The sequence below is a fragment of the Pseudomonas sp. MM211 genome (assembly GCF_020386635.1).
GTDB lineage: Bacteria > Pseudomonadota > Gammaproteobacteria > Pseudomonadales > Pseudomonadaceae > Aquipseudomonas.
The window spans coordinates 4,805,704-4,829,093 of the sequence record NZ_CP081942.1 but is presented as its reverse complement, the minus strand read 5'-3'; the positions used below and the strand labels follow the sequence as shown (position 1 = coordinate 4,829,093).

Annotated in this window: 5 protein-coding genes and 2 pseudogenes; 4 read left to right on the top strand and 3 right to left on the bottom strand. The window is 60.2% G+C overall.

Features of this window, described 5'->3' with window-relative positions; translation table 11 throughout:
* Positions 1 to 20 precede the first annotated feature (20 nt).
* The 3 genes and pseudogenes from K5Q02_RS22165 (at position 21) to lapD (ending at position 3,266) form a co-directional block, all read left to right on the top strand.
* Positions 21 to 488: a hypothetical protein gene (locus K5Q02_RS22165; protein ID WP_225834351.1), complete on the top strand. Its 468-nt coding sequence runs from the start codon at positions 21 to 23 to the stop codon at positions 486 to 488.
* A gap of 188 nt (positions 489 to 676) precedes the next feature.
* A complete protein-coding gene (lapG, locus tag K5Q02_RS22160; RefSeq protein WP_442964023.1) occupies positions 677 to 1,312 on the top strand; it encodes a cysteine protease LapG in 636 nt (211 codons plus the stop codon).
* A 20-nt stretch (positions 1,313 to 1,332) separates the two neighbouring features.
* Positions 1,333 to 3,266, top strand: a pseudogene (gene lapD / locus K5Q02_RS22155) (cyclic di-GMP receptor LapD).
* Here lapD and K5Q02_RS22150 read toward each other — a convergent pair.
* The 3 genes and pseudogenes from K5Q02_RS22150 to K5Q02_RS22140 form a co-directional block, all read right to left on the bottom strand.
* Positions 3,267 to 3,605, bottom strand: coding sequence for a tryptophan synthase subunit beta (locus K5Q02_RS22150; RefSeq protein WP_225834349.1), 339 nt, complete (start codon positions 3,603 to 3,605; stop codon positions 3,267 to 3,269).
* Positions 3,606 to 3,678: 73 nt separating this feature from the next.
* Positions 3,679 to 5,892: a cadherin-like domain-containing protein gene (locus tag K5Q02_RS22145; protein ID WP_225834347.1), complete on the bottom strand. Its 2,214-nt coding sequence runs from the start codon at positions 5,890 to 5,892 to the stop codon at positions 3,679 to 3,681.
* A gap of 1,051 nt (positions 5,893 to 6,943) precedes the next feature.
* Positions 6,944 to 21,349, bottom strand: a pseudogene (locus K5Q02_RS22140) (Ig-like domain-containing protein); the annotation flags it as partial.
* A gap of 682 nt (positions 21,350 to 22,031) precedes the next feature.
* Between K5Q02_RS22140 and K5Q02_RS22135 the strand changes: the two are divergent.
* Positions 22,032 to 23,378, top strand: a complete 1,347-nt coding sequence (locus K5Q02_RS22135) for a TolC family outer membrane protein (RefSeq protein ID WP_225834345.1) — start codon at positions 22,032 to 22,034, stop codon at positions 23,376 to 23,378.
* The last annotated feature ends 12 nt before the right edge of the window (positions 23,379 to 23,390 follow it).

The following is a 23,390-nucleotide window of genomic DNA, read 5'->3' as shown; positions in this document are numbered from 1 at the left end:
CGGTCGAAGGAGGCCGCCCCATGATCCGTAAATCCATGCTCGTTGCGTTGTTGGGTTTCTCGCTAACCGGTTGTGCCGTCTACGGCGACAGCGGCTATGGCGGTGGTTATCGAGATTATGATCGTCAGTACTACCCCGGTGCTCACGTACAGCGTTCCCAGGTTTATGGGGCGCCGCGTGTGTATGTCTACGAGGATCGTCGCTACGACAGCCGTTATGACCGTCGCTATTCGCCGCCACGGCATTATGCGCCGCCTCCACCGCCGCGCTATTTCAACCAACCCGAGCGCTATGATCCGCGCTACCAGAACCGCCACGACCGCAATCGCGGTGACTACCGCCCGTCACCACGCCCGGGTTGGGAAGGGCAGCGCCATCACTATCAGCAGCAACAGCGGCATCGCTCCGCGCCGCTGCAGTGGCAACAGCGCGAAGCGCCTCAACGTATCCAGCGCATTCAGGGCGGCGGCTGGAACCGCGAACGCTGATTCTCCCTCCACCTGACCTCAACTGATGCGCTCTGCAGCGCATCAGTTGTTCGTTTCCTGTAGTGGCATCTGGCGATTGTTTTTTGCCCTCCTGCACCGCACCATGACGCTGTTGCTTGTCTGGAAGCATTGTCGTGGCCATCGGCGGTTCTGGCTCTCTCTCAATCCGTTACCGCTGGCCCGTGCTGGTGGCGTTTTTGCTCGCCTTGTTTCTGGCGCCTGGCGGGTTGCAAGCGCAGTGGGATTTCCAGCGTATCGCCGCACGTGCCGAGCAACTCTATGGCCCCCTGGGCGCCGGCAAACCCCGCATTGACGCCTGGCAACGTTTGCTCGACGAGCAGCGTAACGCCAGCGAGGCCGAGCAACTCAAGGCCATCAACCGGTTTTTCAATCTGCAACTGCGCTTTCGCGATGACCAGGAAATCTGGGGCGTTGCGGATTATTGGGCGACGCCAGTCGAGGCCCTGATGCGCGGTGCTGGCGATTGCGAAGATTACGCCATCGCCAAGTATTTCAGCCTGCGTGAACTGGGTGTGCCGAGCGAGAAGCTGCGCATCACCTACGTCAAGGCGGTGCGCTTGAACCAGGCGCACATGGTACTGACCTATTACCCGACCCCCACCTCCGTGCCACTGGTGCTGGATAACCTGATCGATGCCATCGACCCGGCGACCGAGCGCCGTGACCTGGTGCCCGTGTATGCCTTCAATGCCGAAGGACTCTGGGTGCCAGGGCCAGCCGGCGGCAAGCAGGTGGGAGACAGCAAGCGCCTTTCGCGCTGGCAGGATTTGTTGAAGAAGATGCGTGCCGAAGGGTTTCCCTGAGGCGTAGCGAGGAGTCGTTCATGTCACTGTTCAAGCAGTTGTGTGTAGCCATCTGCGTACTGATGCTGGTGAGTTTCGCCGGAAGCGTCGTGGTCAACGTAGAGAGCTCGCGCGAGCAGCAGGTCAATCAGTTGCGCGCCCATGCCCAGGACGCCGCGACGGCACTTGGCCTGTCGCTTGGCTCGCATCTGGACGATCCGGCGATGCTGGAGCTGATGGTCAGCTCGATCTTCGACAGTGGCTATTTCGAGAGCATCCGCGTGATCGGTGCCGACGAAAAGGTGCTGACCGAGCGCTCGGGTGCGAACCTCGGCGTGGGTGCGCCACAGTGGTTCGCCAATCTGGTGGATCTGGCTCCAGCCCAGGGTGACGCGATCGTCAGTGATGGCTGGAACCAGGCGGCTCGGGTCGAGGTGATCAGCCATCCTTACTTCGCCATCGCCAAGCTGTGGCAGACCGCCTATGCCACCTTCCTGTGGCTGGCGCTGATCAGCCTGCTGTGCATCGGCCTCGGCGTGTTGCTGCTCAAGCGTCAGTTGCGCCCGCTGGAGTACATGGTCGAGCAGTCCAACGCCATCGCTCGCCGGGAATTTCTCAGTGCACCCAACCTGCCGCGCACGCCGGAGTTTCGCCGGGTAGTCAACGCCATGAACCAGATGGTGGAAAAGCTCAAGGCACTGTTCGACGAAGAGGCTTCGCGCAGCGAGAAGCTGCATGCCGAGGCCTATCAGGACAGCCTGACCGGGCTGGCCAACCGTCGTTATTTCGACCTCGACCTGCACGCCCGCCTGACGGGCGAAGAGCGGGCCAGCAGCGGCGTGCTATTCCTGCTGCGGGTCAATGATCTGATCGGCCTCAATCAGCGCATCGGTGGCCAGCGCACGGATACCAGCTACTCAAGGCCGTGGCCGAGCAGTTGCAGCACGTAAGCCAAGGTCGTTTCCTGCTGGCGCGTAACCGCGGTGGCGAGTTCGCATTGCTGGCCGCCGGCATCGATCGCCAGGAGGCCGAGCAACTGGCCGAACAACTGAGCAATGGCCTGCTCTCGTTGCAGCAGACCGGCGCCAGCGACTGTTTCCCGGTGGCCCATATCGGTATCACCACTTTCGCGGCAGGCGCTTCGAGCAGCGAGCTATACAGCGCGCTGGATACGGCTCTGGCCGAAGCGATCAGCCAGAACCGCGAGCACTGGGCGTTCGTCGAGCATCGTCATCAAGCCACTGTCAGCGACGAGCACAACGATTGGCACAGCCTGCTGGATAACGCTCTCGAGCAGGGGCGCTTCCTGCCGTACGTGCAGCCGGTGGTCAGCGCTGCCGATCCGACTCAGGTGTTGCACAACAAGGTGCTTGCCCGTCTGCAGGACGAGCGGGGTGAAACCATCGCTGCAGGGCGCTTCCTGCCCTGGCTGGAGCGCTTCGGTTGGACCGCGCGCCTGGATCTGGTGATGCTCGACGCCCTGCTGGCGCAATTGCCCGACCACGAAGGCAAGGTGGCGCTGAGCTTATCGGGCATTACCGTGCGCGATCCTCAGGCGTTGCAGCAGGTATACGAGCGCTTGCGGCTCAACCCGGCGGTGAGTGGCCGGCTGATTCTGGAGCTGGACGAGGGGCAGTTGCCGGGCCCGGTAGAGCTCGAAGCGATCACCCGCAAACTACGCAGCCTGGGAGTCGAGCTTGGTTTGCAGCATTTCGGCGGGCGTTTCAGCATGATCGGCAACCTGGCGAAGTTGGGCCTGGCCTACCTCAAGGTGGATGGCAGCTTCATTCGCGGCATCGATCAGGAAAGCGACAAGCGCTTGTTCATCGAAGCCATGCAGCGAGCGGCCAACAGCATCGATCTGCCATTGATCGCCGAACGGGTAGAAACCCGCGGGGAGTGGGACGTGTTGCGGGCGATGGGCGTCAGTGGCGTGCAGGGTCGTCTGTTCAGCGAACCTGCGGCCTGGGCGTGATCAGATCAGGCCCCGTTCCTCTTCGTTGATCAGGCGGTTCGCGCCGCCCAATGCATCGCGCGCACGACTACGGCCCAGCAGTTTACTCTGGGCCGCTTCCGGCAGGTCGGTGATACGCACCACGCCTTTCTTGATCAGCAGATCGATCAAATCCTCGAGTACGCGGATCATGTCCAGGTCGCTCTGCTTGAGCTGCAGCAGGCTGCTTTCCACGTTCTGATTGGAAAACCAGGAACGCGCCTCCTCGCTGTCAGCCGGCAGCTCGCCGTTCATTCCCTCGAACGGCTCTGGCTGCACACGCTGCAGATCGCCTTCGGCGTTACGTTTTATATAGAACACGCACCTTCTCCCGATAAACCTGTGTCTACAGCTTAGCGCCCCGCCACAGAAGTGTGGCGGGGCATTGGGCCTATCATGGATCGACTTTGATCGTGTGGTTGGCGATCAGGGTGTTGATGTCGTAGCTCGGCAGGCTGGCGTGGCCCAGATCGATCTGCACATCGGCTTTGGCGGCAACCTGTTGTGTGGTGGTATCGCCGTTGCTGAACTCGCCTTTGGTGCTGATCAGCAGGGTGGAGCTACCGTTGTCCGTTACCAGTTTCAGGTAGCTGTCCAGGTTGTTGCTGTGATCCTGCAGCAGGGAACTGAGGTCGATGGTGTCGCCCTCGGCCACGCTGAAGTCCTTGATCACATCCTTGCCGAAGTCGCCTTTCTGCCAGACGAAGGTATCGGCACCCGCGCCGCCGAACAGGATATCGTCGCCCGCTCCGCCGATCAGGAAGTCGTTACCGCCCTGGCCGTAGAGGATGTCGTTACCGGCACCGCCGTACAGGTGATCTGATCCGCCACGCGTATCGCCCGCCACGTTGAAGGTCTTGTGGTTGGCACGGATGTAGTCGTACATATCGGAGTTGGTCGGTGCGATGCCGTTCTTCAGCTCCAGGAAAACTTCCAGAGCATGGGTGCCTGCTCCGTTCTGCAACTCGGCCGGCTTGACCGGGTTGCCATTGACTCCCCACGGCAGCGCATCGGTATTGATGACGTCACCGAAGATGATGTCGTTGCCATCGCCTCCGTAGATGGTGTCGCTACCGACCGAGATCGGAATATAGGCATTGGAGCCGCCGTGCAGTGCCACGGTGAGCTCGTCAGCGGTGTTGACGATATCCGCTTTGCCGGCTGGCACCGTGGTGTAGTTGACCTGTGCGATATTGTCGATCCACATGGTCGCGCTGTTGGAGTTGTTGCTCTTGTCGTCGACACTGAACGCCAGGCGATAGGTGCCAGCACCGACGCCAGAGGTCTCCACGGTCGTCCATGTGTTGTTGGTAAAACCACCGCCTGACTGCACGTCGACCCAAGCGCCGTTGACCTGCTGCTGCAGCTTCCAGCTCATGGTGTCGGTGTTGCCGGTGCTGGCAGTGGCGTAGTTGAATTTCAGGCTGTTGTAGCCACCCTCGGCGATAGTGATGCTCGGCGTATAGGCCTTGGTGGCGCTGCCGCCGGTAGTATCGACAATTCTCAGGGCGCCGCCGTTGCTCGTCTGAGTACTGACCGAGCTGCCGCTGCCTGTCCCTTCGGTCGTCCAGGTGTTCAGGTTGTTCCAGCCAGTGGAGCCGCCATTGAAGTTCGCCAGTACCGTTTCCGACGAAGCGAGGCGGGTGGTGCCCATGCTTGCCGTGGTGTTGTCGAACAGGGCGAGGTTCTTCTCGCTGACACCACTGCCGATGCCGATGGCGTGAACGGCGGTCTTGCCAGCCAGCACGTTGTAGGTGTCGAGGGAGCCGAGCAGCACTTCATCGTTGGTCGTCGAGCCATTGCCACTGACGGTGGTGGTATTACCGTTGTAGTAGAAGGTCGGGTCGCCATCGGAGAGGAAGAACGTCAGGTTTTCATAGCCCGCTGCGGTAGTCTTGCCCGCTGCACTCTGGGCGTCGAACCAGGCGGAAGCCTCCTTGAACGAGCTTTCATAGTTGGTGCCGCCGTTGGCGGTGAGTTTCTGAATGTCCGCCAGCAGGCCATCGAGCTTGGCACCGGACTGAAGTTCGGAAACCTTGACGCTCAGGGTCACTTCCCCGGCAAAGCCGACTAGCGCGATATTGATCACACCATCGTGGCCGGCAAGGGTTGTCACGAACTTGGACAGCGCGTCCTTGGTCAGCGTCATGCGGTCGCCCTGCATGCTGCCTGAGGTATCGACCAGCAAGGCGATGTTGTAGTTGGTCGCCGGTTGGATGGTGGTCAGCGTACCGCCAGTGTCGCCAAGCAGCACGTCATTGCCGTTGCCGCCGCGAATGGTGTTGTCACCATTGTCGTTGGCGCCGTCGCCGGCCAGGTGGATCACGTCAGCCGGTTTGGTCACCTTCAGGGTGGCGGTGGCGGTGTCCGAGCCGCCTTTGCCATCGCTGATGGTGTACTGGAAGGTAGCGTCCCCGTAGAAGCCTTCCTTCGGCGTGAAGATGACGTTGCCGTTGCTCAGGCTGACGGTGCCATTGGCAGAGTTCTGCACGCTGATAATGGACAGCGTGTCGCCATTCGGATCGGTGTCGTTGCCGAGCAGGGTGCTGCCGGCGATCGTCCAGGCTATCGCCAGACTCGACCACCAGGCTCGACGTCGCCGGCACATGGTAGAGCATGTCCGAATCGACGACCTTGTAGGTGCCGCCCTGGCCGATTTCGACCTTGAGACGGGCGTCGCCGCCCTGATCCCAGTAGATGATCTCGATTTGCTGGGCGCCGGCCTGGGCCGCAGTGATGGTGAACGAGTTACCGGTAGCGGTACCGGTCGACTGGATGTTGTTGAACTCGGCGACCACCTGGCCATTGATGCGGATACTGTATCCGTCGTCCGCCGTCACCCTGAACTGATAGGTACCGGCCGCCAGGTTGAGGTAGCCGCTCATCTTGATGATGGCATCGGAGGTGTTGCCTGGATCCGTCGATAGTGAGTTGGCCTTGGTGCCATTGCCCGTGGCGGTGTTCACGCCCAGGAAATTCTGCAGGTTGGTGCCATTGCCCAGACCGGACGCATTGCTCAGGTTACCGTAATCCAGCGTGGTGGCGTTGAAGGTCGCCGACGGATTGTGGCCGTCGATGAACTGACGAACCTGGCTGAGGTTGGTCAGGTTAGCGCCGTCATTATTCGCACCGGTGCTCGAGTCGTTATAGCCGTAGTACTCGGCTTTCAGGCCCGTGACCTTGGTGTAGCTGTCGTCCTTCGCATCTGGCGTGCCGTCGATGATGCCGCCGGTTGCGGTTTGCCCGCCGATCTCCAGGCGCACCGTTTCCAGCGGTTCGGCGACCACGTTGTCGGCGAGCGTCTGCACGGTCACCGAGAAGCTGGTGACCCCGGCCGGCACGGTAATCTTCCCGGTGCTGGCGTCGTAGGTCACGCCATTGCTGAAGCTCTGCGCGGTCAGTTTGTAATCGACATTTGCGGTCGCCGTACCCGTGGCGTTGAAGGACAGCGAAGTCGGCGTCGAGCTGGCATTGCTCAGCGTGACGTTGAAGACCAGGTTGTTGCCTTCGATCACGTTGTCATCAGCGGTGCCGGCCTGGCCGACCTCGATGGTTCTGACCGTTGGTACCGCATCGTTGTCGATGATGGTCGCCGTGCCGCTCTTGCCGCCGACGGTCAGGGTGAAGGTCTCGGTCTGCTCGTAGACGGTGTCGTTGATGGTCGGCACCGTGACGGTGAAGCTGGTCACGCCTGCAGGCACAGTGACGGTTCCGTTCGCCGCGTTGTAGGTAACCCCGTTGCTGAAGCTCTGGTTGGTCAGCGCCGCGTTGTAGTCACTGCCCGCCACAGCCGTACCAGGGGTCAGCGCGAGGCTGAGGGTGGTAGCGGTGCTGCTGGCATTGGTCAGGTTGACGGTGAACACGGCGTTGTCGCCTTCATCGACCTGGCCACCCGCGCTATCGACAGCCGAGCTCACGTTGCTGACGGTCGGCACAGCATCGTTGTCGATGATGGTCGCGGTACCGATTTTGCCACCCACGGTGAGGGTGAAGGTTTCTGTCGGCTCGTAGACGGTGTCGTTGATGGTGGGAACCGTGACGGTGAAGCTGGACACCCCAGCCGGAACGGTGACCTGACCGGTGATGGCGTTGTACACCACGCCGTTGCTGAAGCTCTGATTGGTCAGCGCCGCGTTGTAGTCGCTACCAGCGGTCGCGCTGCCCGGATTCAGCGCGATGTTGAAGGTGGTCGGCGTGCTGCTGGCATTGGTCAGGTTGACGGTGAAGACAGCGTTGTCACCTTCATCCACTTGGCCGCCCGCACTGTCGACAGCCGAATTCACGGTGCTGACGGTAGGCGTGGCGTCGTTATCGATGATGGTCGCGGTACCGGTTTTGCCACCTACGGTCAGGCTGAAGGTTTCGGTCGGCTCGGCAACGGTGTCGTTGATGGTCGGCACGGTGACGGTGAAGCTGGTTACCCCAGCCGGCACGGTGACGACGCCGGTGGCCGCGTTGTAAGTGACCCCATTGCTGAAACTCTGGTTGTTTAGCGCGGCGTTGTAATCGAGACCGGCCACGGCCGTGCCAGGGTTTAGCGCCAGGCTGAAGGTCATGGCAGTGCTGCTGGCATTGGTCAGGTTGACGGTGAAGACGGCGTTATCGCCTTCGTCCACTTGGCCACCGGTGCTGTCCACCGCCGCGCTGACGGTGCTGACAGTCGGCACGGCATCGTTGTCGATGATGGTTGCAGTGCCGGTTTTGCCACCCACGTTGAGCGTGAAGGTTTCGGTTGGCTCGCTGACGGTGTCGTTGATGGTCGGTACGGTGACGGTGAAGCTGGTCACCCCAGCCGGTACGGTCACCTCGCCAGTGGTGGCGTTGTAGGTCACGCCATTGCTGAAGCTCTGATTGGTCAGCGCCGCGTTGTAGTCGCTACCCGCCACGGCCGTGCCAGGGTTCAACGCCAGGCTGAACGTGGTCGGCGTGCTGCTGGCATTGGTGAGGTTGACGGTAAATACGGCGTTGTCGCCTTCATCGACCTGGCCACCAGTGCTATCGACGGCAGCGCTGACGGTGCTGACGGTAGGAGCCGCATCGTTGTCGATGATGGTGGCGGTGCCGGTCTGGCCGCCTACGGTCAGGCTGAAGGTTTCAGTTGGCTCGCTGACCGTGTCATTGATGGTTGGAACCGTGACCGTGAAGCTGCTGACGCCAGCCGGTACCGTCACGACGCCGGTGCTTGCGTTATAGGTCACGCCGTTGCTGAAACTCTGGTTGGTCAGCGTACCGTTGTAATCGCTACCCGCCGTCGCGGTACCGGCATTCAGCGCCAGGCTGAAGGTCGTGGCAGTGCTGCTGGCGTTGGTGAGGTTGACGGTGAACACGGCGTTGTCGCCTTCGTCCACTTGGCCACCGGTGCTGTCCACCGCCGCGCTGACGGTGCTAACGGTCGGCACGGCATCGTTGTCGATGATGGTCGCAGTACCGGTTTTCCCGCCAACAGTCAGGCTGAAGTTCTCGGTCGGCTCGCTGACCGTATCGTTGATGGTCGGCACGGTGACGGTGAAGCTGGTGACACCCGCAGGCACGGTGACCTGGCCAGTAGTGGTGTTGTAGGTCACACCATTGCTGAAGCTCTGATTAGTCAGCGTACCGTTGTAATCGCTGCCCGCAATCGCGGTACCGGCATTCAGCGCCAGGCTGAAGGTCGTGGCAGTGCTGCTGGCGTTGCTCAGGTTCACGGTGAACACGGCGTTGTCGCCTTCGTCGACCTGGCCACCGGTGCTATCTACGGCAGCACTTACGGTGCTGACCGTCGGCACGGCATCGTTGTCGATGATGGTCGCAGTACCGGTTTTGCCACCCACGTTGAGCGTGAAGGTTTCGGTTGGCTCGCTGACGGTGTCATTGATGGTCGGCACTGTGATGGTGAAGCTGGTCACGCCAGCCGGTACGGTGACCTCGCCAGTGGTGGCGTTGTAGGTCACGCCGTTGCTGAAACTTTGATTGGTCAGGGTGCCGTTGTAATCGCTGCCCGCGGTCGCAGTACCAGCATTCAGAGCGAGGCTGAACGTGGTCGGCGTACTGCTGGCATTGGTCAGGTTGACGGTAAACACGGCGTTGTCGCCTTCATCGACCTGGCCACCCGTGCTGTCTACAGCAGCGCTGACAGTGCTAACGGTAGGAGCCGCATCGTTGTCGATGATGGTGGCGGTGCCGGTCTGGCCGCCCACGGTCAGGCTAAAGGTTTCGGTTGGCTCGCTGACCGTGTCATTGATGGTCGGTACGGTAACCGTGAAGCTGCTGACGCCAGCTGGCACCGTCACTACGCCGGTGCTTGCGTTATAGGTCACTCCGTTGCTGAAGCTCTGATTAGTCAGCGTACCGTTGTAATCGCTACCTGCAGTCGCAGTACCGGCATTCAGCGCCAGGCTGAAGGTCGTGGCAGTGCTGCTGGCGTTGGTGAGGTTGACGGTGAAGACGGCGTTGTCGCCTTCATCCACTTGGCCACCGGTGCTGTCCACCGCCGCGCTGACGGTGCTGACGGTCGGCACGGCATCGTTGTCGATGATGGTCGCAGTACCGGTTTTCCCGCCAACAGTCAGGCTGAAGTTCTCGGTCGGCTCGCTGACCGTATCGTTGATGGTCGGCACGGTGACGGTGAAGCTGGTGACACCCGCAGGCACGGTGACCTGGCCTGTAGTGGCGTTGTAGGTCACCCCGTTGCTGAAGCTCTGATTAGTCAGCGTGCCGTTGTAATCGCTGCCTGCAGTCGCAGTACCGGCATTCAGCGCAAGGCTGTAGGTCGTGGCAGTGCTGCTGGCATTGGTCAGGTTGACGGTGAAGACGGCGTTATCGCCTTCGTCCACCTGGCCACCGGTGCTATCTACGGCAGCACTTACGGTGCTGACGGTAGGAGCGGCGTCGTTGTCAATGATCGTAGCGGTGCCGGTCTGGCCGCCCACAGTCAGACTGAAGGTTTCGGTCGGTTCACTGACGGTGTCGTTGATGGTCGGCACGGTGACGGTGAAGCTGGTAACGCCTGCCGGTACGGTGACGGTTCCGGTCGCCGCGTTATAGGTCACACCATTACTGAAGCTCTGGTTGGTCAGCGTACCGTTGTAATCGCTACCTGCAGTCGCAGTACCGGCATTCAGCGCCAGGCTGAAGGTAGTCGGCGTGCTGCTGGCGTTAGTCAGGTTGACGGTGAACACGGCGTTATCGCCTTCGTCCACTTGGCCACCGATGCTGTCCACCGCCGCACTTACAGTGCTGACGGTCGGCGCCGCATCGTTGTCGATGATGGTGGCGGTACCGGTCTGGCCACCCACGGTCAGGCTGAAGGTTTCGTTCGGCTCACTGACGGTGTCATTGATGGTCGGTACGGTGACGGTGAAGCTGGTCACGCCTGCCGGCACAGTGACCTGGCCAGTGGTGGCGTTGTAAGTCACCCCGTTGCTGAAGCTCTGGTTGGTCAGCGTACCGTTGTAATCGCTGCCCGCAGTCGCGGTACCGGCATTCAATGCCAGGCTGAAGGTGGTTGGCGTGCTGCTGGCATTGGTCAGGTTGACGGTGAAGACGGCGTTGTCGCCTTCGTCCACTTGGCCACCGGTGCTGTCCACCGCCGCACTTACCGTGCTGATGGTAGGGGCTGCATCGTTGTCGATGATGGTGGCGGTGCCGGTCTGGCCACCCACGGTCAGGCTGAAGGTTTCGTTCGGCTCACTGACGGTGTCGTTGATGGTCGGTACGGTAACCGTGAAGCTGGTCACCCCAGCTGGTACGGTGACCTGGCCGGTGATGACGTTGTAGATCACGCCGTTGCTGAAACTCTGATTGCTTAGAGCCGCGTTGTAATCGCTACCGGCAGTCGCAGTACCTGGGGTCAGCGTCAGGCTAAAGGTGCTTGTCGAGCTACCGGGATTACTGAGGGTGACGGTGAATACTGCACTGTCACCTTCGTCGACCTGGCCGCCAGCGCTATCGACGGCTGCACTGACGGTACTGACAGTCGGAGCTGCATCATTGTCGATGATAGTTGCGGTGCCAGTTTTCCCGCCAACAGTTAGTGAGAAGGTTTCGGTTGGCTCCGCGATGGTGTCGTTGATGGTTGGTACGGTGACAGTGAAGCTAGTCACCCCTGCCGGAACGGTAACGACTCCGGTTAGAGCGTTGTAGGTCACCCCGCTGCTGAAGCTTTGATTGTTCAGTGCAGCGTTGTAATCGAAGCCAGCTAAGGCAGTGCCAGAGTTCAGGGCGAGGCTAAAGGTAGTCGCCGTGCTACTGGCGTTGGTCAGATTGACGGTGAATATGGCGTTGTCGCCTTCATCCACTGGGCCACCGGTGTTATCAACAGCAGAGCTGACGGTGCTGACCGTCGGTACTGCATCGTTGTCGATGATGGCCGCAGTACCCGTCTTCCCACCAACAGTCAGCGTGAAGTTCTCGGTCTGCTCATAGACGGTGTCGTTAACGGTCGGCACGGTCACGGTGAAGCTGGTGACGCCAGCTGGCACGGTGACGGTTCCGGTTGCCGCGTTGTAGGTCACGCCATTGCTAAAGCTCTGGTTGTTCAGCGCCGCGTTGTAGTCGTTGCCTGCAGTTGCTGTTCCAGGATTCAGCGCCAGGCTGAAGGTGGTTGGCGTGCTGCTGGCATTTGTCAGGTTGACGGTGAAGACGGCGTTATCGCCTTCATCGACCGGGCCACCAGCGCTGTCGACGGCTGCACTGACAGTGCTGACGGTCGGCGCGGCATCGTTGTCGATGATAGTTGCGGTACCGGTCTTCCCACCAACGGTCAGTGTGAAGGTCTCGTTCGGTTCACTGACGGTGTCATTGATGGTCGGCACGGTGACCGTGAAGCTGGTAACGCCTGCCGGAACGGTGATAGTTCCGGTCGTTGCGTTGTAAGTCACACCATTACTGAAGCTCTGATTGGCCAGGGCTGCGTTGTAGTCGCTGCCCGCAGTCGCGGTACCGGCATTCAGTGCCAGGCTGAAGGTGGTTGGCGTGCTGCTGGCATTGGTCAGGTTGACGGTGAACACGGCGTTGTCGCCTTCGTCCACTTGACCGCCGGTGCTGTCCACTGCAGCACTGACGGTGCTGACGGTAGGAGCGGCATCGTTGTCGATGATGGTCGCAGTACCCGTCTTGCCGCCCACGGTGAGAGTGAAGTTCTCGTTCTGTTCATGAACGGTGTCATTGATGGTCGGCACGGTGACGGTGAAGCTGGATACGCCAGCCGGCACAGTGACCTGGCCAGTAGAGGCGTTATAGGTCACGCCATTGCTGAAGCTCTGATTGGTCAGCGTGCCGTTGTAATCGCTACCCGCGGTTGCAGTACCGGCATTCAGCGCCAGGCTGAATGTCGTAGTGGTAATGCTGGCATTTGTCAGGTTGACGGTGAAAACAGCATTGTCTCCCTCATCCACCTGACCACCGGTACTGTCGACGGCTGAGCTGACTGCGCCGATGCCGGGAGCAGCGTCGCCGGTGACGTTCACGGTCACAGTTGCTTTGCTGGTTCCTCCGTTGCCATCACTGATCGTGTAGCTGAACGAAGCTGGGCCGTAGTAATTGCTCGCAGGCGTGAAGGTAATCGTGCCGTTGTCGTTAAGCGTAACGGTGCCGTGCTTAGGATTGTCCACGCCGATGATACGCAGGCTATCTCCGTCTGCATCGGTATCGTTGGCGAGCAGAGTGGCCTGCGAAATCGTCAGCGCATTGTCTTCCGCAGTGACCAGGGCAGGGTTGGCCTGCGCCGGAGAGAAACTGCCCAGCTGTTGATACGGGCCGCCACCGAAACTCAATGTTGGTTGCAATACGGCCTGACCACCTTGATCCCAATAGATGATTTCAATGGTGTGCGAGCCCGACTCATTAATGGTGAACGCACCATTGCTGGTACTCGGCGACTGGTTGCCGTCGAACCTGGCAACGATCACACCATCAATCGAGATGCTGTACCCATCATCTGCTTTAACTTGGAATTGATAGCTTCCAGCCTGCAGTTGCAGCGTACCGCTGAGTTTTATGATGGCGTCGCTGCTGTTCTCCGGATCAACATTCAACGATGCGGCGTCAGAGCCGAGGAAAGACTGCAGGTTGTTGTTACCCCCAAGGTCACCACCACTCAGGCTGTAGTTGATGTTCTTCGCTACGAACGCAGCATCGGGTGAGTTAGCGGCGATAAATGCACTTACCTGAGTCAAGGAACTCAGGTTGCCGCCGTCAAGGTTTGCACCTTCGTGATAGGCGTAATACTGACCTGTGAGCCCCGACGCGGTACCTGGGTCATTAACCGCGATTGGATCCTGGTTGGCGATAATGGTGACTTTCTGGGTATCAGTGGCACCTACGTTACCCGCGGTATCGACTACACGAACCTGATAGTTATGATCACCCAGCGAGAGGGTGCGGCCATCTGCGTAATCCCAGCTGCCGTTGCTGACGTTCAGGTCAGTCCAGGTAGTGCCGCCATCCACGCTGATCTGGGCTTTTTCGCCAGAGGCCAGAGCACCGACGGTACCGCTCACGGTCAGTGTGCTGTCACGTGTGATGAAGTCACCAGGTGTTCCGGTGTCGTCAGATATTTTGACGATATCGATTGCCGCTGCAGGCGGCGTGATATCGACGCTGTAGGTTTCGGTGTCCCTGCCAATGCCGATATTGCCGGCGGCATCGCTGGTACTGATGCTGGCGTCGATGGTGCGGTCGCCATCAGCCGCCAAGTCGGCGCCTGGGACGTTGATGCTGAAGGTTTTGTCAGCCAGAACCTGACCAGTGAAGGCCTTGCCATTGATGGTCAATGTGACGGTATCGCCGACCTTGGCGTCGCCGCCGACGGTGCCGGTAACCGGAATCTGCTGACCGGACTCAACGAGGTTGATCACGTCATCAGCGGTGATATTGGCGTCGAGGCTGATGGTCGGCAGTGGAGCGGTGGTGTCGACGCTGTAAGTTTCGGTATCTCTGCCAATGCCGATATTGCCGGCGGCATCGCTGGTGCTGATGCTGGCATCGATGGTGCGGTCGCTATCAGCGGCCAAGTCAGCGCCTGGGACGTTGATGCTGAAGCCCAGGGTGCCGTTGGTGTTGGTCACCAGACCGGTGAAGGTCTTGCCGTTGACGGTCAAAGTGACGGTGTCGCCGACCTTGGCGTCGCCACCGACAGTGCCGGTAACCGGGATCTGCTGGCCGGACTCAACGAGGTTGATCACGTCATCAGCGGTGATATTGGCGTCGAGGCTGATGGTCGGCACTGGTGCAGTGGTGTCGACGCTGTAGGTTTCGGTGTCTCTGCCAATGCCGATATTGCCGGCGGCATCGGTGGTACTGATGCTGGCATCGATGGTGCGGTCGCTATCAGCGGCCAAGTCAGCGCCTGGGACGTTGATGCTGAAGCCCAGGGTGCCGTTGGTGTTGGTCACCAGACCGGTGAAGGTCTTGCCGTTGACGGTCAGGGTGACGGTATCGCCAACTTTGGCGTCGCCGCCGACAGTGCCGGTAACCGGGATTTGCTGACCGGACTCAACGAGGTTGATCACGTCATCGGCGGTGATATTGGCGTCGAGGCTGATGGTCGGCACTGGTGCAGTGGTGTCGACGCTGTAGGTTTCGGTGTCGTTGGCGGTGCCAATGTTACCGGCTGCATCGGTAGTGCTGATGCTGGCAGTGATGGTTTTGCCAGTGTCGGCCACCAGATCCGAACCTGGCACGTTGATGCTGAAGCCCAGCGTACCGTTGGTGTTGGTCACCAAGCCGGTGAAGTTCTTGCCGTTGACGGTCAGGGTGACGGTATCGCCAACTTTGGCGTCGCCGCCAACGGTGCCGGTAACCGGGATTTGCTGACCGGACTCACCGAGGTTGATCACGTCATCGGCGGTGATATTGGCGTCGAGGCTGATGGTCGGCACTGGTGCAGTGGTGTCGACGCTGTAGGTTTCGGTGTCTCTGCCAATGCCGATATTGCCGGCGGCATCGGTGGTACTGATGCTGGCATCGATGGTGCGGTCGCTATCAGCGGCCAAGTCAGCGCCTGGCACATTGATGCTGAAGCCCAGCGTGCCGTTGGTGTCGGTCACCAGACCGGTGAAGGTCTTGCCATTGACGGTCAGGGTGACGGTATCGCCGACCTTGGCGTCGCCGCCTACAGTACCTGTAACCGGAATCTGCTGACCGGACTCAACGAGGTTGATCACGTCATCGGCGGTGATATTGGCGTCGAGGCTGATGGTCGGCACTGGTGCAGTGGTGTCGACGCTATAGCCTTCGGTGTCGTTGGCGGTGCCAATGTTACCGGCTGCATCGGTAGTGCTGATGCTGGCGGTGATGGTTTTGCCAGCTTCGGCCACCAGATCCGAACCGGGCACATTGATGCTGAAGCCCAGCGTGCCGTTGGTGTTGCTCACCAGACCGGTGAAGGTCTTGCCATTGACGGTTAGGGTGACGGTATCGCCAACTTTGGCGTCGCCGCCAACGGTGCCGGTAACCGGGATTTGCTGACCGGACTCACCGAGGTTGATCACGTCATCGGCGGTGATATTGGCGTCGAGGCTGATGGTCGGCACTGGTGCAGTGGTGTCGACGCTGTAGGTTTCGGTGTCGTTGGCGGTGCCAATGTTACCGGCTGCATCGGTAGTGCTGATGCTGGCGGTGATGGTTTTGCCAGCGTCGGCCACCAGATCCGAACCTGGCACGTTGATGCTGAAGCCCAGCGTACCGTTGGTGTCGGTCACCAGACCGGTGAAGTTCTTGCCATTGACGGTCAGGGTGACGGTATCGCCAACTTTGGCGTCGCCGCCAACGGTGCCGGTAACCGGAATTTGCTGACCGGACTCAACGAGGTTGATCACGTCATCAGCGGTGATATTGGCATCGAGGCTGATGGTCGGCAGTGGAGCGGTGGTGTCGACGCTGTAGGTTTCGGTGTCTCTGCCAATGCCGATATTGCCGGCGGCATCGGTGGTACTGATGCTGGCATCGATGGTGCGGTCGCTATCAGCGGCCAAGTCAGCGCCTGGCACATTGATGCTGAAGCCCAGCGTGCCGTTGGTGTTGGTCACCAGACCGGTGAAGGTCTTGCCATTGACGGTCAGGGTGACGGTGTCGCCAACTTTGGCGTCGCCGCCAACGGTGCCGGTAACCGGAATTTGCTGACCGGACTCAACGAGGTTGATCACGTCATCAGCGGTGATATTGGCATCGAGGCTGATGGTCGGCAGTGGAGCGGTGGTGTCGACGCTGTAGGTTTCGGTGTCTCTGCCAATGCCGATATTGCCGGCGGCATCGCTGGTGCTGATGCTGGCATCGATGGTGCGGTCGCTATCAGCGGCCAAGTCAGCGCCTGGGACGTTGATGCTGAAGCCCAGGGTGCCGTTGGTGTTGGTCACCAGACCGGTGAAGTTCTTGCCATTGACGGTCAGGGTGACGGTATCGCCGACCTTGGCGTCGCCGCCAACGGTGCCGGTAACCGGGATTTGCTGACCGGACTCAACGAGGTTGATCACGTCATCGGCGGTGATATTGGCGTCGAGGGTAATGGTTGGTAGCGGTGCCGTGGTGTCGATAGCACCGCTGTCGTTAGCGCTGCCGGTGTTGCCGGCCGGGTCGGTGACAGCAGCATCAACGGTGTACGGGCCTTCAGCCAATGGCTGGGTCAGCTCGACGCTGTAAGTGCCGTCTGCCAATACCGGCGTGGTCACGGTGAAGCTCGTGCCGCCTTGGGTGATGGTCAGCGTCACGATGCTGCCAACCGGTGCATCGGTGGTGCCAGTAATGGTCGGCGTTGTGTCGTTGCTGACGGCCGGGGCTTCGACGGTAATGGTCGGGGCAGTGGTATCGATAGCACCGCTGTCGTTAGCGTTGCCGGTGTTGCCAGCCGGATCGGTGACTGCGGCATCAACGGTGTAAGGGCCTTCTACCAGTGCCTGCGGGATGTCGACGGTATAGGTACCGTCTGCCAGTACCGGCGTGGTCACGGTGAAGCTTGTGCCGCCTTGGGTAATGGTCAGGGTCACGATGCTGCCAACCGGTGCATCGGTGGTGCCGGTGATGGTCGGGGTGGTGTCGTTGCTGACGGCCGGGGCTTCGACGGTGATGGCCGGGGCAGTGGTATCGATAGCACCGCTGTCATTAGCGTTGCCGGTATTGCCAGCCGGATCAGTGACTGCGGCGTCAACGGTGTACGGGCCTTCAGCCAATGGCTGAGTCAGCTCAACGCTGTAAGTACCGCCTGCCAGTACCGGCGTGGTCACGGTGAAGCTCGTGCCGCCTTGGGTAATGGTCAGCGTCACGATGCTGCCGACTGGTGCATCGGTAGTACCAGTGATGGTCGGCGTCGTGTCATTGCTAACTGCCGGGGCATCAACTGTGATGACGGGTGCAGTGGTGTCGATAGCACCGCTGTCGTTAGCGTTGCCAGTGTTGCCAGCCGGATCGGTGACCGCGGCATCAACGGTGTATGGGCCTTCGGCCAGCGCCTGCGGAATATCGACGGTATAGGTGCCGTCTGCCAGTACCGGCGTGGTGACAGTGAAAGTGATCGCGCCCTGGGTAATGGTCAGCGTCACGATGCTGCCGACGGGTGCATCGGTGGTACCGGTGATGGTTGGCGTTGTGTCGTTGCTGACGGCCGGGGCTTCGACGGTAATGGTCGGGGCAGTGGTGTCGATAGCACCGCTGTCGTTAGCGCTGCCGGTGTTGCCGGCCGGGTCGGTGACAGCAGCATCAACGGTGTACGGGCCTTCAGCCAATGGCTGGGTCAGCTCGACGCTGTAAGTGCCGTCTGCCAATACCGGCGTGGTCACGGTGAAGCTCGTGCCGCCTTGGGTGATGGTCAGCGTCACGATGCTGCCAACCGGTGCATCGGTGGTGCCAGTGATGGTCGGCGTTGTGTCGTTGCTGACGGCTGGGGCTTCGACGGTAATGGTTGGTGCTGTGGTGTTGATGGCTCCGCTGTCATTAGCGTTGCCAGTGTTGCCAGCCGGATCAGTGACTGCGGCATCAACGGTGTATGGGCCTTCAGCCAATGGCTGGGTCAACTCGACGCTGTAAGTACCGCCTGCCAATACCGGCGTGGTAACGGTGAAGCTCGTGCCGCCCTGGGTAATGGTCAGCGTGACGATGCTGCCAACCGGCACATCGGTAGTACCGGTGATGGTCGGCGTCGTGTCATTGCTAACTGCCGGGGCATCAACTGTGATGACGGGTGCAGTGGTGTCGATAGCACCGCTGTCGTTAGCGTTGCCAGTGTTGCCAGCCGGATCGGTGACCGCGGCATCAACGGTGTATGGGCCTTCGGCCAGCGCCTGCGGGATATCGACGGTATAGGTACCGCCTGCCAATACCGGCGTGGTCACGGTGAAGCTCGTGCCGCCTTGGGTAATGGTCAGGGTCACGATGCTGCCGACTGGTGCATCGGTAGTACCGGTGATGGTCGGGGTGGTGTCGTTGCTGACGGCCGGAGCATCGACAGTGATTGCCGGAGGCGTAGTGTCGATAGCGCCACTGTCGGTAGCGTTGCCAGTATTGCCAGCCGGATCGGTAACTTGGGCACCGACGGTATAAGGGCCTTCAGCCAAAGCCTGTGGAACGTCCACGGTGTAAGTGCCACCAGCCAAAACCGGTGTGGTGACGGTAATGACGGTGTTGCCCTGAGTGATCGTCAGCGTGACCGTGCTGCCAACTGGCGCATCGGTAGTACCGGTAATGGTCGGCGTCGTGTCGTTACTGACGGCTGGGGCTTCGACGGTAATGGTTGGTGCAGTGGTGTCGATAGCACCGCTGTCGTTAGCGTTGCCAGTGTTGCCAGCCGGATCGGTGACCGCGGCATCAACGGTGTACGGGCCTTCAGCCAATGGCTGGGTCAACTCAACGCTGTAGGTATTGTTGGCCAATACCGGCGTGGTGACAGTGAAGCTTGTGCCGCCCTGAGTAATGGTCAGCGTGACAATGCTGCCGACCGGTGCATCGGTAGTACCGGTGATGGTTGGCGTCGTGTCGTTGCTGACGGCCGGGGCTTCGACGGTGATGGCCGGGGCAGTGGTATCGATAGCACCGCTGTCATTAGCGTTGCCGGTATTGCCAGCCGGATCAGTGACTGCGGCGTCAACGGTGTACGGGCCTTCAGCCAATGGCTGAGTCAGCTCAACGCTGTAAGTACCGCCAGCCAATACCGGCGTGGTGACGGTGAAGCTTGTGCCGCCCTGAGTAATGGTCAGCGTCACGATGCTGCCTACCGGTGCATCGGTGGTACCGGTGATGGTCGGCGTTGTGTCGTTGCTGACGGCCGGGGCTTCGACGGTAATGGTCGGGGCAGTGGTATCGATCGCACCGCTGTCGTTAGCGTTGCCGGTGTTGCCAGCCGGGTCAGTAACCTGAGCACCGACGGTGTAAGGGCCTTCGGCCAGCGCCTGCGGGATATCGACGGTGTAGGTGCCGCCTGCCAATACCGGTGTGGTCACAGTGAAGCTAGTACCGCCCTGGGTAATGGTCAGGGTCACGATGCTGCCGACTGGCGCATCGGTGGTACCGGTGATAGTCGGGGTAGTGTCGTTGCTGACGGCTGGGGCTTCGACGGTAATGGCTGGAGCTGTGGTGTCGATAGCACCGCTGTCATTAGCGTTGCCGGTATTGCCAGCCGGATCAGTGACTGCGGCGTCAACGGTGTACGGGCCTTCAGCCAATGGCTGGGTCAACTCAACGCTGTAAGTACCGCCTGCCAATACCGGCGTGGTCACGGTGAAGCTCGTGCCGCCTTGGGTGATGGTCAGCGTCACGATGCTGCCGACTGGCGCATCGGTGGTGCCAGTGATGGTCGGCGTGGTGTCGTTACTGACGGCTGGGGCTTCGACGGTAATGGCTGGAGCTGTGGTGTCGATAGCACCGCTGTCATTAGCGTTGCCGGTATTGCCAGCCGGATCAGTGACTGCGGCGTCAACGGTGTACGGGCCTTCAGCCAATGGCTGGGTCAACTCAACGCTGTAAGTACCGGCTGCCAATACCGGCGTGGTCACGGTGAAGCTCGTGCCGCCTTGGGTGATGGTCAGGGTCACGATGCTGCCGACTGGCGCATCGGTGGTGCCAGTGATGGTCGGCGTGGTGTCGTTACTGACGGCTGGGGCTTCGACGGTAATGGTCGGGGCAGTGGTATCGATCGCACCGCTGTCGTTAGCGTTGCCAGTGTTGCCAGCCGGATCGGTGACCGCGGCATCAACGGTGTATGGGCCTTCGGCCAGCGCCTGCGGGATATCGACGGTATAGGTACCGCCTGCCAATACCGGCGTGGTCACGGTGAAGCTCGTGCCGCCTTGGGTAATGGTCAGGGTCACGATGCTGCCGACTGGTGCATCGGTAGTACCGGTGATGGTCGGGGTGGTGTCGTTGCTGACGGCCGGAGCATCGACAGTGATTGCCGGAGGCGTAGTGTCGATAGCGCCACTGTCGGTAGCGTTGCCAGTATTGCCAGCCGGATCGGTAACTTGGGCACCGACGGTATAAGGGCCTTCAGCCAAAGCCTGTGGAACGTCCACGGTGTAAGTGCCACCAGCCAAAACCGGTGTGGTGACGGTAATGACGGTGTTGCCCTGAGTGATCGTCAGCGTGACCGTGCTGCCAACTGGCGCATCGGTAGTACCGGTAATGGTCGGCGTCGTGTCATTGCTGATGGCCGGAGCATCGACGGTAATTGCCGGAGCAGTGGTGTCGATGGCACCGCTATCAGTGGCCGAGCCGGTGTTGCCAGCCGGATCAGTAACCTGAGCGCCAACGGTATAAGGGCCTTCAGCCAATGGCTGAGTCAACTCAACGCTGTAAATACCGCCTGCCAGTACCGGCGTGGTCACGGTGAAGCTCGTGCCGCCTTGGGTAATGGTCAGGGTCACGATGCTGCCTACCGGCGCATCAGTCGTACCGGTGATGGTCGGCGTCGTGTCATTGGTGATTGCCGGGGCATTGACGGTGATGACAGGGGCGGTGGTGTCCGGATCGTCAGTGGCAGTCGCTGCCGTGTTGGCAAAGATTGCCGGGTCGTTATCCTCGATCAGGTTGAAGCCCGGTGTACCTGGGCCAGCCGTTTCAAAACCGATCGTCGGATCAACACGCTGAGCAGTTTCATTCAACATAACTGCGCTATGGCCACCACCAGCGCTGCCACCGCCGCCGCCTGCGCCAGGGCCCGCTGCGGTCGGTTCCAAATCTGTCGTCGGGTCGAAGCCAGCAGCCAATGCCTGTTCGAGCTCGCTGCTCGCTGTCTGGTTTGCACCATCGGCAACGTCCTGCGCTTCAGGATTACCCGCTTGCCAGGAGCTATTCGCGCCCAGCGTGACGACTTCGCCGTCTGCCAGTTCCAGAGTAACGGAGCCGCCGTCTGCAGTGGTGATTTGCTCACCCGCGAATACGCGGTCGCCTTCGAAGACCTGGCGTCTGAACCCGTCAACCGACATGACGAATACCTGACCGATCAACGATTTGATGACAGCGGCGAAATTACTCATAAACAGCTCCATGCGCGCATGCGCGAGGTAATCCTGTGAAATACGTCTATACCGGTTATAGCGGATATTGCAAAAAACGGATCGTCATATAATTGGCGGGTATTTATAGTTGAATCAATTTCGCCAGACTATTGACCCTTCGGGTCTGATCATAAACAATCGCACACGGTGATGTCACTTTGATATTTTCAGATTTTTGACGCGCCGTGAATCACTGTAAACCAAGCGGCAATGATAGGCTGTCGGCTGGTCATGCAGCGACTTGATATTTACCGACAAGCTGTCGGCTTTTATAGGGAATTTACAGATCATGCGTTTCATTGCCATTCTTCCTCTTGCCCTCGCGATTTCCGTTTCTGCTCAGGCGCAGACGCTCACCGAGGCCATGCAGAATGCACTTAACGTGCATCCTGAAATCCAGTCGGGTATCAACGCCCGGATGGCGGTCGAAGAGGAAATGAAGGTTGCCAAGGCTGGTTACCTGCCAAGGATTGATGTGCAAGCTGGCTATGGTCGCGAAGGTACTGACAACAATAGTACGCGCGGTGTCGATGATCGCGGCTACCGCACGCTTAACCGCTCGGAGTCCAGCCTCACTGTGCAGCAGATGCTGTTCGACGGGTTCGCTACCCGAGGTGAAGTGGCTCGTCAGCGTGCGACGGTTAATGCTCGTGCCTATGCGCTGCTGGCGAATTCCGAGCGTACCGCGTTGGAAGTGGCCCAGGTCTATCTCGAGGTACTCCAGCGTCAGGATCTGATGCGCCTCGCAGAAGAGAATCTGCGCAGCCACGAGCGAATTTACGACCAGATTTCGTTGCGCAGTGAGCGCGGTGTAGGGCGCATGGCTGACCTGGATCAGGCAGAAGCTCGTCTTGCGCAAGCGCGCAACAACCTGCTTACCGAACAGACCAACCTGGCCGATGCTCAGGTCACCTACTTCAGTGTTGTGGGGCGCGAAGCTGCCGACTTGAGTATGCCTGACAGCATGGGCGTCTATCTGCCTGAAAGCCTGACTGCTGCCCGTGACGAATTGATGGCCAATAACCCCAATATCAGTTCTGCCGAGGCTGATGTTAAGGCAACCGAGGCGCAGTACCAGACTGCCAAGTCGTCGTACTACCCACGTTTTGATGCGGAGCTGTCGACCGGTGCGAACCACAACGTCGATGGCGTTGAGGGGCAGAGCAATGAATGGCAAGCGATGGTACGCATGCGCTACAACCTGTATGCCGGTGGTAGTGACAGCGCCAACGTGCGCTCCAAGGCTTACCTGAGCAACCAGGCAATGGATATCCGCAATAACGCACTGCGGGTGCTCAATGAAGAAGTTGGCCTTGCCTGGAACGCTTTGCAAAATGCCCGCGCGCAGTTGCCTATCGCCCAGCAGTACGTCGATCATAGCTCCCGCGTGCGTGATTCCTACCAGAAGCAGTTCGGCCTGGGCGAGCGTACTTTGCTCGATCTGCTGGACAGTGAGAACGAGTACTTCACTGCCGCTCGTCGCCTGGAAGAAGTGCGCTTCACCGAGCTGTTCACCCACTACCGAATCAAGGCAACCACGGGCACTTTGCTCAAGAGCCAGGGCATCGCGGCGCCAGTCGCATCGGTACCGCTGGATATCATCAAGGCCGATGTGCAACTGCCCAAGTTGAACTAGAGTCAGGTTTTT